Genomic DNA, 12,883 nt, shown 5'->3' on the forward strand with positions numbered 1-12,883 from the left:
TTCATAGCATGATAAAGACGAAATTCTTAATGAAAGGATGCAGTCTTAGCTCATGAAACTTTATGTTATTAATTTGGACCGTTCCAAAGATCGTTTGGAATTTGTAAAAAAAGCTTTTAACAGTGCAGGACTTGATTTTATTCGTGTGTCTGCTGTTGATGGTAAAAAAATTCCAGAAGATGAGTTTTTGCGTTTGACAAAAGTGCGTAATTGGTCAAAAAAATTGACATATACTGAAGTCGGCTGTTTTTTAAGCCACTTAGAATGTTTGCGTTTAATTGCGGAAGGTGATGAACCTTACGGGGCAATTTTTGAAGATGATATAAAACTTTCGCCACATGCGTCCACATTTTTAAAAGATTGGCATTGGATTCCTGAAAACACGGATATTGTAAAAATCGATACAGCTGAAATTGTTTGTGTTTTAGGACGTTTTAGTAAAACTTTATCCAACAATTATAAATTGGCACCATTAATAAGCAAACATTATTGTGCAGGTGGATATATAGTTTCAAAAGACTGTGCAAAATATCTTTATGAAACAAATCAGCAAGTAAGCGCTCCTATTGATGAAATTTATTTTAATCCTGAATGTGGATTTTTGCAGACAATGAATGTGCAACAAATGATGCCAGCTATTGTGATTCAAGCCGGTTTGGTCAGTACTATTCGCGATCCTAAAATTGAAATACACGATAAAAAATTAAAGAAAAAGAACCATAAACCTTCAAATAGACCTTTATGGGTAAAAATTATACGTGAAATTGCGCGCTTTGACCGACGTTATATTTATCCTTGGCGCATGAAAATTTCTTGTGGATATTATTGGGGAATTGTTCCATTCAAATAAAATAGAGTGATTATTTTTTTTAAAAATAATGACCATTAAATCTTTAAGATCATTGATCATTTCAGGAGCGGTTCCTTTTTAACACCTATTGAAGAATAACAACATCTTGTGCATAACAGCTATGCATTATTGTGCGTTGTGATCCTAAAGCTAATCCGCTAAATTTTTCGTCACCGGGATACTCCTCCCAAGCCCGGTATATGAGTGCAGCAATTCCTCCTCCCAACGCTGCATTCGGAATTAAAGGGCTGCGCACCTCCTCCCGCGCAGCCTTTTTTCTTTTTCAATATTTTTAATTCTCTCTTTTTTTCCATAAATAATTTATTGGATTTCATATAAGTTTATTTTTTTAAGTGTTTTGCTCAACCATGTTCTTTAAAAATAAATACAATCATTGGTTGTATATTTTTATTTGATTTTGGATTTTTTGAAGAATTTTAAGTATCTATTAACCTTAAATGCGTTAAGTGAATTTGTATTTTAAAATTGCCTTAATGGCTTGGTTGGAGAGGGTTCATGCGGTTAAAATCTTTTTTAATAGGAGTTGGTCTTCTGGCGACAGCAGCACTTTCAGGTTGTACAACTTTAAACGGTCCAGCAGCGACTTATCCGGCGATTAATGATGGTGGCTATGCAATTCCAGCCTTACCAGCAACAAAACTAAAGCCTGAATATCGTCGTCAAATGGTAGCTTATGACACGAAAGAAAAACCTGGTACTATTATTATCGAAACAAAGGAAAGATTTCTATATCTTGTTATGGAAAACGGTAAAGCTATGCGTTACGGCATTGGTGTTGGACGTGATGGTTTTCGTTGGTCAGGAAATGCAAGCGTCGGGCGTAAAGCAGAATGGCCTGTTTGGACACCGCCCGCTCCCATGATCCGCCGCCAGCCTTCCTTAAAGAAGTATGCTAACGGAATGAAGCCTGGGTTAAATAATCCTTTAGGCGCACGTGCACTTTATCTTTATCAAAATGGTCGAGATACACTTTATCGTCTTCATGGTACACCAGAATGGTGGACAATTGGCAGTAATGTATCATCGGGTTGTGTACGCCTTATCAATCAAGACATTATTGATCTTTATGAACGTGTTCCTGTCGGTGCTAAAGTTATTGTCCGTTAAAATTACATTCATGTCATAGATAATAAAAGCGCGGGTTAACCCGCGTTTTTTTGGTAAAATTATGAGAATGAGTAAAAACGAATTTTAGCAATCTCCAATGTTAGAAAAGGAAACAATGTTAGTTAAATTTTAATCACAAAATTCAGCGATATTGCAGCTTTTGGTGATTTTATTGGCTCATCATTTTACGAAATTATAGTATCAATTATTGAAATTTTTATGAGATGGGCGTGTTAAAATATATAATGATATACCGATTAGAATAATAAAAACGCCCAACGCAAGCCATAAAGCAGGTTTTGCAAAAAATAAAAAAGAACAAAATCCAATAAGCATGCCGCCAATGGCCAAACATTTTACATAAGGCGCAATAACACCATACTCTTCCCATTGAGTAATGGGTGGTCCAAAAGCTTTGTGATTATGCAGCCAGTTGTGAAAACGTGGCGAAGAACGTGCAAAACACCATGATGCGACAAGAAGAAATGGAACAGTAGGCATAATAGGCATAATCACACCAATGGCGGCTAAAACAACTGTGATGCATCCAATGATGTAGTAAATAATGCGAAGCGGGCGTGGTATATCAAAATTTTTCATTTATGTTCCATAATTGAAGGACGTTTGGTTGTTTTCCTAACATGTCTCTTCATGAGACAGTCATTTGTAAAAGATCATCAAATTATCTCATAATGGTCGTTTTACGACCATATATGCCCACTATACCAAGCGGCGTTATTTTTCTTCAACTCTCAATTTGTTAGCATCATATGTGTATTATAAAGATCAAAAAAAAGTCCTTATATTTTTTAAGCGTTATAATTATTGTCTTATTCCCAATCAGCAGTTTTGCCAGTGAATGTGGAAACGCATCTTGGTATGCGTTGCATTCAAAAACAGCATCAGGCGAAATGATGAATCCTTCGGCAATGACAGCCGCACATAAGACACTGCCACTTGGTAGTAAAATCCGTGTTACAAATCAACGTAATGGAAAAACCATTATTGTTCGTATTAACGATAGAGGGCCTTTTATCCGCGGCCGTGTTCTTGATTTATCAAAAGGCGCAGCTAGTCAATTAGGTTTTATACAAAGCGGTCATACCAATGTTTGTTTTGAAAAAATCAATTGAAGAATGCTTAAAACGCGTCATTATCTGTAAAATTGTTTTATGAGTATCTTTAAAAAAACTATAATCAATAAAATTAATAAAGAGTGATCATATCGTCATATATAAACTTTTTAAAAAGGCCGATATATATATCGGCCTTTTTTAAATTTTGCTCTTTAATTATAAGATCAGCTTAAATTGTGTTTGATAGAACGAAGTCCTATAGAAAAAGCAATCCAGCTCCATCCTTGAAAAATAAGATCAATGGCTAAGAAAAGACCAAGAACCCAAAGTGTATTTGCTGGCCAGCCCGTAATGATAAGAATACCTAATAAACCAGAAATAAGGCCTGCTGCTACAATCCAGCCCCAGCTTGAATATTGACGACTTTGGAGCCCAACTATCACACGGATCACACCATTTACAATCAACAAAAATCCAAGAATAAATGTAAAAATTGACGCCGCAAGTATGGGTTGAGTAAAACAGATAACGCCAGCAACAGTATAGAGCAGTCCTGCCAGAAGCCATAAAATAAAGCGTCCCCAGCTTTGAAGACTGAAAGCATGAATTAATTGAATGACGCCACCAATAACCATCATAATACCGATATAGATTGCCACTGCAGCGGTTGCAAATGGAAGCGCAATTGCAGCAATAAGACCGACAATGAGCAAGAAAACACCCATAGCCATAAACCAACCCCATTTTCCAGAAAGTTCGCGGCCATTTTGCGCAAGATTTATATTGTCTGCTTGTACCATGGTTTTTCCTTTTCATGTTAATGTTCCTGAGGAACGTTTTTTATGTCTTCGCTTTGTGTTAAAGGATTATATTTACATTTTTTATCGTCTAAAGATATAAAACTTTAATGAGACCTGAAAAGAGGTCAATCATCACTTTTTTGACAATAATTATTGTCTATTTATTAAGAAAGAAGCAAAACAGTCGATGAATGTCTTTATCGAAAATTATTGGCCCCATATTCTTGCCTTTATTTCTATCGTATTAGGTCTTTCAGCAGCTATTCATGCGACCATGACCAAGCAAGAAGTACGTGCAGCTATTGGATGGGTAGGGGTGATTATACTTTCACCTATTTTAGGTGCCGTTATTTACGGTATTTTTGGCATTAATCGAATACGCTCACGTTCAATAAGTAAAAAACGCCATCAAAACACTTCTTTTAGTTATTTTCATCCTTATGATTATGATCGCAGTGATAACGATATTCTTATCCAGTTTGGTCGTTTTGCCTTGCCTATGAAAAAATTAGGTGATCGTGTGAGTTTAGGACGTTTAACGTCAGGAAATTCACTCAAAATGCTCACAAAAGGCGATGAGATTTATAATGAAATGTTGCAATCCATTTCTATGGCAAAGCGCACGATTATTATGGAAAGCTATATTTTTGACTATGATAAAATGGGAGAAAAATTTGTTCAAGCTTTGAGTGAGGCAAATAAAAGAGGTGTTGAAGTCCGTGTGCTTGTTGATGCAGTGGGGGCACGTTATTCCAATCCAAGTATTGTCCGTGATTTAAAGCATCACAAAGTGCCAGTTGCCGTATTTAATGGTAATATAATCATTGGTTTACGATTGCCTTATGCGAATTTACGCACGCACCGTAAAATTCTTGTGATTGATAATGAGATCGCATTTACGGGAGGTATGAATATACGGGCAGGATTTTCTGAAAAACTAAGCGGGAAGTCCGCTTCTGATGATACGCATTTTAAAGTTGAAGGTCCAGCCGTTATAGATCTGTTTCATGTGGCAGCAAATGATTGGCGTTTTGCAACACATGAAAAATTAGGTGGAGAGAAATGGCTTATTCCGGCACCAAAATTAAAGCCGGGCGAAGGGATGAATATCAGGGTCGTTCCGACAGGTCCTGATCGGCTTATTGAGACCAATCAACGTATGATGATTGGAGCATTTTCAGTTGCTGAAAAGCATATTCGCATTATGACACCTTATCTTCTTCCTGATCGTGAATTAATTAGCGCTTTAGTGACAGCAGCAAGGCGTGGTGTTGAGGTTGATATTATTGTACCAGCTAATAATAATTTAAAATTGGTTGACCGTGCTATGCGTGCTCAATTTGACCAATTATTAAATGATGGTTGTCGGATATGGCGCGCTATGGGTCCGTTTAATCATTCGAAATTAATGACAATAGATCATATGTGGAGTTATGTAGGATCTTCTAATCTTGATGCGCGTTCTCTGCGTTTAAATTTTGAAATTGATATGGAAGTTTTTGATGAGACCCTTGCACATTTGCTTTATGATAGAATTGAACAAGAGCGATCTAACGCCTATCAAGTCTTATTGCATAACTTAAAGAAAAGACCATTTTTATCGCGCTTGCTTGATAAGATTATTTGGCTTGGCTCACCATATCTTTAACCACTTGTGTTGCAGAGGCTAAGTCAACTTGTGCTTTAATAGGAAGATGGTCTGAAGCAACGCGTGATAAAGGCGTATAATGGCTTTTAATATTTGAGACAAGCTGATGAGGAAAAGCAAAAACACGATCAAGAGCTAAGAAGGGAAAACGTGAGGGAAAACTTGGAACAGTCCCTAATGTGACATCAAAATAAGGAGCAAGATTAGTGAGGGATGAGCCTTTTCCAACACGCCATTCATTCAAATCACCAATCATAAGTGTTGGCATAATTTCACGTTTTTCAATAAGAGAAAGAATAAATTTTGCTTGCCGATTTCGTGAATGGCGTAAAAGACCAAAGTGGGCTGCTATAATGCGGATAGGTCCAGCATCCATTATCAATTCAGCAATGAGTGCACCTCTTGGTTCCATGCCTGGAAGTTTTACTTGTAAAACCTCATGAACATGGCCATTGCGATAAAACAGTGCATTACCATGCCAGCCATGACCATTCGGAGACATCGTAATGATAGGTACAGGCATTAAACCAGTCTCTTCGTGTAAATAATCAAGGTCAAGCAAACCAACTCGTTCACCAAAGCGTTTATCAGTTTCTTGAACGGCAATAATATCGGCATTGATTTCTGCGATGACGCGCACAATGCGCTTAGGATCAAAGATTTTATCAACGCCCACACATTTATGCACATTATAAGAAGCAATGACGAGGTCGTGATGATTATGATCCATTGTGCTTGGCCGATGACCACGGCGATTGCGAATGGCCTTCAAAATATTTTTTTGAATTGTTTTCTGACGTAACGGATCACGCCAGACAAATCTTTTGTTTTTTGGATCCTTAGACATGAAATTTATCACTTTAAAGATTAAAAGGAAAACTCAATTTAAAATTATGAAATCTTCATGCCATGACTGCAATAGACCTTTCAAAAAAGTGAAGATAAAAACACAAAAAGATGTTCTATTGAAATTGCGACATACAATGATCATAATACTATAAATTAGGGCGATTTCTGGAAAGTCTGCTCATTTATAGAATTTTGTTTATGAAAATATAGAAAGAATGGTTTTGCAGGCATGGGGCAGGAGAATAAAAATATTATCACAGCCTTTACAAACAACAATCAAACAAAAAAATATAAAGGGCCTGTCGCATTTAATCGTATCGAATTGGATGCGATTTTAAGAATATATGGGCAGATGGTTGCTGCTGGTATATGGCGCGACTATGCCATTGATTATCTTGATGATTATGCCGTTTTTTCAATTTTTCGACGCACAAGCGAAGTGCCTATTTATCGTATAGAAAAAAATCCAAAACGGGCGCAAAAACAAGGAGCCTATAGTATTTTGGGTGCCAATAATGTTATTCTTAAACGTGGTCACGACATAAAACAAGTCTTGAAATTCTTTAATAAATCTCTTTTGAAAATTGTTTAGGCTCAAGATCCATTCAATTTTTTGAATTGCCATTATAAACATTTAGATATGCGAGCTAGAAAGAAACTAAGCGGCTGAGGAATCTGGCTGTGCTTCCTTAAAAAATAGATTGAAGTTCTTCTTTGCCCTTTTGATATAATAAAATCTTCGCGATTAAATTTTTCGAAATCTTTGAAAAATCATATTTTCTGCTGTTCCTCTTCTCTTTCTTACATAAATTTTCATACTATTTGATAAAATTAATGGCTTTTTCGCTTAAGTTTATAAATCGTAAAACAACGTTTAAGGCTAAAAATTCAAAAATATAGGCTGTGTAAAGTATAAAGTCGTTTTGAATTTTAATGCTTAAGGCAATGCTTTCAAAGTATCTTTACGGAATTGTGATCATTTTTAACGTTCTTTGGTAATTTACATTCACATATAATTTCTAATGGTTTTGCTTGAAAGATAAGAGCTTGCGACGATAGTATCTGAGTTAACTCCTACTAAATTGAGAAAACTTTGTCTTTATAAAAGGCAATCTTGCAGTCAAAAGATTAAACAATCTTTATACAATGGTATAAAAAGCAATGATCATGTGAATGAAAATGGAAGATAAATACAATTGCATTTATTATTGGGATTTTGATTTTTGGTCTTAGAATGCGCGGTCACTATGCCATCTTACGCGCAATCATCTTGTGACGTACTGGAAATGAATCACTGTCCGACACAGTTGATACTAAACTTCCAGATGTTCAAAACATGTTGACATGGGATCTAAAAGACAAAATTAACGCTTTTTGTAATGAGTATCGTTTCAATCTTGCTGATTTATTTAAACATGCTACAGCGCGTTCGCTTTTACGCGACATTCAGTATTTATCACCAGTGTCGTATCGTATGGATCTTCATAATTCTGGACTTCAATAATATATAGAGCGAAAAACGTCACGGGTTTGATGTTTATTAAAAATGGTACTGTTATTTTGAATATTATGGACAAGGAACCATATCAAAAACCTTATGGACATCGCGTTCAGTTGGAAAATCCAATGTTTCAGCATTGGTTGGAGTTGCAGTAAAAGAGGGTAAAATTCAATCTTTGAATGATAAGGTCGTTCAATATAATTCTCATGTCTCAGGTTTAGCTTGGGAAGATGTAAGTATCCGCCAACTTTAGCAACATATTTCAGGCTTAGCATGATCAGAAAATTATGAAGATCCTCAGTTTGATTTTCTCAATTAATGCAATGTGAAGCTAATGATAATCCTTATGCATGTGTGCATGGTCTTATTATTAATAAAGATCAAAAAGCCTATACAAAACTGGGAGAAGAATGGTCTTATTCATCTGGTGGGGCATGGTTATTAGGGGATACGCTTGAAAAAGATGTTGGTATGCCAATTGCTAAATATTGACAAGAAAAGTCTGAAAACCTTTTGGTATGATACAGGATGGTGTCGGACATAGTTATGCGGTGAGTCAACATGATGTTGGTGCCCATGGTTTATCGCCACTTTAGAAGAGTAGGGAAAATTCGGTGAATTTAGTGAATTGCATGATAGTAAAAAAATATTGCCAGATAATTGGGTGTCGGAAGCAAATTCGCAGAAGCATGTAAAAAATTCTATGTCACAATGACATTCAGAAGGAACATATTTGTATGAATGGTGGAATAATTCCGTGCCACAAAACGTAGGAAATGTCTCACCAAAACAAAGCTTGATTCTAATGATACCATGTCGGGTCTTGGTATTTTCAGACAAATGAAGGTTGTTAATCAAAAACAAAATGTGGTTATTATTCAATGATCAACATGACCAAAAGCAGAACCGTCTTTTTTAGAACAACTTTCTGAAGCCCCTTAAATGTTTAATGTGGTTGCAAACAGTTTAAATTAGTAAGTTCTTTCTGAATTTTTAAGCGCATATCAATTTATTCAATGATCGAACGTCTCTTATTTTTATATGAGGCGTTTTTTAAATAACATAGAAATTTTATAGTAAAAACCAATTTAAAAAATGAGTGAAACATCGGCAATAAATAAGTCAATTGGTGTTTAAAATTTGTTCTTTAAATAAAAAATAAAGATTGACTTCTAAAGTTTAGATTATCATTGCGCGATTGATAAGTGTTTTAAATGTTTATAGGCAAAGCGTTTAATTAGTGACAAAACTTGAAAAAAATCATGTTTAAATTTTTGAAAAAGAAAATGAATTTAAGCGTTGAAAAAGTCAATGAAATAAGGACGTTTATAAATAGCTATAAGGGGAATGAGAATGAAGTACTCGTAAAAAAAGTTTCTCTTTAATGTTTGGTCGTTACCATGTGATTTATGATCATGCATCGGTGTATGAAACACAATTATCTATTATGTGAAAATAATAATTTAATGATCAAATTAAAACAAAAAAACCCCGTATGTCTGCGACAACGGGGCTTTTTGAAATAGTTATTTTATCAATTACGGTTTGAACCAAGAAATTGAAGGAGGAACATAAACATATTGATGAAATCGAGATAAAGTGCCAATGCACCCATGACAATTTTTCTACCACGTACTTCACTTCCATCAACCTCATAATACATTAATTTAATTTTTTGTGTATCATAAGCGGTAAGTCCTGCGAAAATCAAAACACCAATAATTGAAATTGCAAACTGAAGTGCACTTGATTGAAGGAAAATATTGACAACAAGTGCCAATATTACACCGATTAAACCCATGAAAAGGAATGAACCCATACCTGTTAAGTCGCGTTTTGTTGTATAGCCATAAAGCGATAACGAACCAAATGCAGCGGCTGTAATCAGGAATGTTTGCGTAATGCTTCCTGGTGTGTAGCGCAAGAAGATTGATGATAATGACAAGCCAACCAATGCGGCATAGACAAAAAAGAGTGTCCGTGCTGTTGAGGTGCTTAAGCTATTAATTCTAAAACTTAAGAAAAATACAGCTGCCAGAGGCGCGAGCATGATCACAAATGAAAATGCCGATGTATAAAATGTCACACCAAGTGATGTGAGCATAACACCATTACCCAATGAACCAGCTGCTTGTGCTGGATCTGTTGTTGTTGTAAGCGAAGAAATTGCAAATGCAGCTATGGCTGTTATGACAAGTCCAATTGCCATGGCATTGTAAACGCCTAACATATAACTGCGTAATCCTTGGTCGATAGAGGCATCTGCTCTTTCGACAGGTGCTGAATGATAATTTTTGAAATCAGCCATGAAATGAGTCCTTTAGCTTGTGTTCCGTCGGGTGTCAGGATTAAAGTAATTTTTAATTGAATTATCAAAAACTTACAATTATCCCGGGCTCCGCTGGCGGAATCCCAGCATGCCTAATATCTATTATGGCGATTTATTTTAAAAATTCAAGTCTTTCCCATAATTTAAGAGGTTACAAATCTTTAAGATATTGTGATGGTTTACGCCCTAAAATTTTCCATGTCCCAATTAATCCAAAACCGACACTTAAAATAAGTGCTATTGCAATAACGCCAATACCTGTACCAGCAAGTATCGTTGCATTGGTAAGTTCCATTTTATAACGCGCGATTGACCAACCAGCAAAACTCCCAGCAAGAAATGAGAAAATTGCTGTCGCTAGTCCAAGAAGTGTATATTCATAAATAAATGCTTTTATAAGAACTTTACGCGTTGCGCCTAATGTTTTTAAAACAACAGCATCATAGGCACGTGCACTGTTTCCTGCTGATAAAGCCCCAGCAAGAACCAATATTGAGGCGATAAGTGCAATGGAAGCGGAGGCTCGAATAGCAATACCAATTTGGCCAACAAGCACCTGTGCATCGGCAATGACTTGACGTACGGAAACAACCGTGACCGAAGGAAATTCTTTTGAAATATCACGCATGAATTTCGCATCATCAAAGGCGTTATTTGGATTGGTTTTTAATGTGGAGAGCCAAACATGAGGCGCACCTTTCAAACTTTTTGGTGAAAAAATCATTACGAAATTCATATTTAATGAATCCCAGTCAACATGACGAAAACTGGTAATGGTCGCGGTTATATCTTGACCCAAAACATTAACGGTAATCGTATCTCCCAACTTTAGCCCAAGTTCACGACCCTCGGGTTGCGATAAAGAAACTTTTGGTCTGTCATTTTCATTTTCGTTCCACCATTTGCCTTCTATGAGACGTGTATCTTCTGGCATTTTTTCAGCATAGGTAATATTTCGATCACCGCGTAAAACCCAAGCGCTATCAGGATGCACGGTTGCGTCTTGTGCTGGAACGTCATTTAATTTGGTGATGCGCGCGCGTAATGTGGGCATAATACGTAAGCGGCCTTCTGGATCTTGTTCTTTGACAAAAGACGAAAATGCATCAGCATCATCACGCGCTATATCCATAAAGAAAAAATCGGGTGCAGTTTCTGGTACAGATGTAGATAATTGATTGCGTAAATTGCCATCAATTGTGGCAAGAGCAACAAGAAGAGTTAAGCCAAGTCCAAGCGCCAAAACGACAGAGGGTGTTAAAGCTCCGGGTCGATAAATATTGCCAATGGCCAAGCGCAAAGCAGTTGATTGTACATGGACAGATTTTCGAGCCAGAAATTGTATAAAAATAGAAACAATGCGTAAAACCAAAAAAGCTCCACAAACCGCTAAAATAAAAATGACCGCCATTCTTCGGTCATAGGATTGGTAAATTGCCAAAGCGGTTGTGATCACCAATAATAACATCACAATAAAAAGTGCTAATTTTTGTTTTTCAGGGCGACGTGTGTCAAAGCTGCGCAAAAGTGCTGTGACAGGCGTTGCTTGTGCGTTTGCCAATGGCAAAAGAGCAAAGGAAGATGTGATAAGCAGTGCAAAAATAATCGCCATTATAAGAGCTGAAGGATAAAGATGTGCGCCGCCTAAAAACGGTAAATAATTTCGCAATAATTCTGAAGCCAAAAAGGGAATAAATGCTGCTAAAAAAAGGCCAATAACGATCCCGATTAAAGCGATTATCATGATTTGGAAAAAATACATTTCCATTATCATTCGTTTTTTTGCGCCTAAAGATTTAAATGTTGCAATCACACTGCGCTTTTCATCCATATAGGTACGAACGGCATTGGCAACACCGACTCCTCCTACAATAAGTGCGGTCAAACCGATAAGTGTTAAAAATTGTGTAAACCGTTCAATATTTTTAGAAAGCCCAGGTGCAGCATTATCGCGTGTTCGAATAGACAATCCCATTTCGATAAAGTTATTTTGTGCCTTTTCTTTTAATACAGCAAGTTCAGTGTCACTTAATTGTGGAGCGTATATGCGATAAAAATAAGTATGAAGGCTGCCTGGTTGAATGAGGTTGGAAGCCATTAAGGCTTCTTGTGATATCATTAAACGCGGTCCAAGAAGGAATCCTTCTGATAAAAGATCGGGTTCTTCATCAAGAATTGCAGTAATGGTAAGCTTGAGATCACCAACATTAATCGTGTCACCAATATTGAGCTGCAATTGGTTAAGCAATAATTTGGGTGCAACTGTGCCAAAGCTATCGCCTTTTTTCGCAAAAAGCTTTTTTGTGTTTAATTGTGGCGTGGTTTTGAGAGTCCCATAAAGTGGGTAAAGGGTATCAACAGCTTTGAGCTCTACCATAGTTTGGTCGTTGGTATCGATACGCCTTGCCATTGATCGTAAATGGGTAGATTGAGAAACTTGACCAATTGCTTGCATAAAGGTTGTTTCATTATCATTGGCAGGTCGCTGCACCAATCTAAAACGAATGTCGCCTGCTAAAAGTGCTTGACCTTGGCGGGTCATTTCTTCACCCACACTGCGGGAAATGCCATTGACACCGCCAATCGCTCCAACGCCTAAAGCAATACAGGCAAGAAAAATATAAAAGCCTTTTAATCCTGCGCGCATTTCTCTTAATGCAAAACGCAATGCTAAGATCATTTCATTCAAAACTGTCATGGTA

The 12,883-nt window shown here is 36.6% G+C and carries 13 protein-coding genes and 1 pseudogene; 8 read left to right on the forward strand and 6 right to left on the reverse strand.

What is annotated here, in order from left to right; translation table 11 throughout:
- Positions 1-52 precede the first annotated feature (52 nt).
- Positions 53-850, forward strand: a complete 798-nt coding sequence (locus ME5_RS02610; RefSeq protein WP_008038145.1) for a glycosyltransferase family 25 protein — start codon at positions 53-55, stop codon at positions 848-850.
- 85 nt (positions 851-935) lie between these two features.
- Here ME5_RS02610 and ME5_RS10480 read toward each other — a convergent pair whose 3' ends face one another.
- A complete protein-coding gene (locus ME5_RS10480) occupies positions 936-1,106 on the reverse strand; it encodes a hypothetical protein (RefSeq protein ID WP_155799365.1) in 171 nt (56 codons plus the stop codon).
- Positions 1,107-1,366: 260 nt separating this feature from the next.
- On the opposite strand from ME5_RS10480, the gene ME5_RS02615 reads away from it, so the two are divergent.
- Positions 1,367-1,978: a L,D-transpeptidase gene (locus ME5_RS02615; protein ID WP_008038147.1), complete on the forward strand. Its 612-nt coding sequence runs from the start codon at positions 1,367-1,369 to the stop codon at positions 1,976-1,978.
- A gap of 201 nt (positions 1,979-2,179) precedes the next feature.
- On the opposite strand, the gene ME5_RS02620 is transcribed toward ME5_RS02615, so the two are convergent.
- Positions 2,180-2,578: a YbaN family protein gene (locus ME5_RS02620; protein WP_008038149.1), complete on the reverse strand. Its 399-nt coding sequence runs from the start codon at positions 2,576-2,578 to the stop codon at positions 2,180-2,182.
- Between the two features lie 251 nt (positions 2,579-2,829).
- Here ME5_RS02620 and ME5_RS02625 point away from each other — a divergent pair.
- Positions 2,830-3,111 (forward strand): annotated as a pseudogene (locus tag ME5_RS02625) (septal ring lytic transglycosylase RlpA family protein); the annotation flags it as partial.
- A gap of 167 nt (positions 3,112-3,278) precedes the next feature.
- Here the strand turns inward: ME5_RS02625 and ME5_RS02630 are convergent.
- Positions 3,279-3,854 (reverse strand): HdeD family acid-resistance protein, encoded by a 576-nt coding sequence (locus ME5_RS02630; protein ID WP_008038151.1) that lies wholly within the window; start codon positions 3,852-3,854, stop codon positions 3,279-3,281.
- Positions 3,855-4,041: 187 nt separating this feature from the next.
- On the opposite strand from ME5_RS02630, the gene cls reads away from it, so the two are divergent.
- Positions 4,042-5,502, forward strand: a complete 1,461-nt coding sequence (gene cls / locus ME5_RS02635) for a cardiolipin synthase (RefSeq protein WP_008038152.1) — start codon at positions 4,042-4,044, stop codon at positions 5,500-5,502.
- Here the strand turns inward: cls and ME5_RS02640 are convergent.
- Positions 5,474-6,349, reverse strand: coding sequence for an endonuclease/exonuclease/phosphatase family protein (locus tag ME5_RS02640; protein WP_008038153.1), 876 nt, complete (start codon positions 6,347-6,349; stop codon positions 5,474-5,476). The genes cls and ME5_RS02640 overlap by 29 nt on opposite strands.
- A gap of 231 nt (positions 6,350-6,580) precedes the next feature.
- Here ME5_RS02640 and ME5_RS02645 point away from each other — a divergent pair, with 231 nt between their 5' ends.
- The 4 genes from ME5_RS02645 to ME5_RS10605 all read left to right on the forward strand — a co-directional run bounded on the left by ME5_RS02645 (position 6,581) and on the right by ME5_RS10605 (position 8,344).
- On the forward strand, positions 6,581-6,943 hold the full coding sequence (locus ME5_RS02645; protein WP_008038155.1) for a DUF2794 domain-containing protein: 363 nt from the start codon (positions 6,581-6,583) through the stop codon (positions 6,941-6,943).
- A 744-nt stretch (positions 6,944-7,687) separates the two neighbouring features.
- Positions 7,688-7,855 carry a hypothetical protein gene (locus ME5_RS10485; protein WP_155799366.1) on the forward strand — a complete coding sequence of 56 codons (168 nt, stop codon included), beginning with the start codon at positions 7,688-7,690 and terminating at the stop codon, positions 7,853-7,855.
- Between the two features lie 29 nt (positions 7,856-7,884).
- Positions 7,885-8,007 (forward strand): hypothetical protein, encoded by a 123-nt coding sequence (locus ME5_RS10855; protein ID WP_280641511.1) that lies wholly within the window; start codon positions 7,885-7,887, stop codon positions 8,005-8,007.
- 163 nt (positions 8,008-8,170) lie between these two features.
- On the forward strand, positions 8,171-8,344 hold the full coding sequence (locus ME5_RS10605) for a hypothetical protein (protein ID WP_008038156.1): 174 nt from the start codon (positions 8,171-8,173) through the stop codon (positions 8,342-8,344).
- 1,042 nt (positions 8,345-9,386) lie between these two features.
- Here ME5_RS10605 and ME5_RS02655 read toward each other — a convergent pair.
- Both ME5_RS02655 and ME5_RS02660 read right to left on the reverse strand, forming a co-directional pair.
- Positions 9,387-10,160, reverse strand: coding sequence for a Bax inhibitor-1/YccA family protein (locus tag ME5_RS02655; RefSeq protein ID WP_008038157.1), 774 nt, complete (start codon positions 10,158-10,160; stop codon positions 9,387-9,389).
- Positions 10,161-10,332: 172 nt separating this feature from the next.
- Complete coding sequence (locus ME5_RS02660) at positions 10,333-12,879, reverse strand: ABC transporter permease (RefSeq protein WP_008038158.1); 2,547 nt, start codon at positions 12,877-12,879, stop codon at positions 10,333-10,335.
- Positions 12,880-12,883: the final 4 nt, after the last annotated feature.

It is taken from the genome of Bartonella tamiae Th239, assembly GCF_000278275.1.
Lineage (GTDB): Bacteria > Pseudomonadota > Alphaproteobacteria > Rhizobiales > Rhizobiaceae > Bartonella > Bartonella tamiae.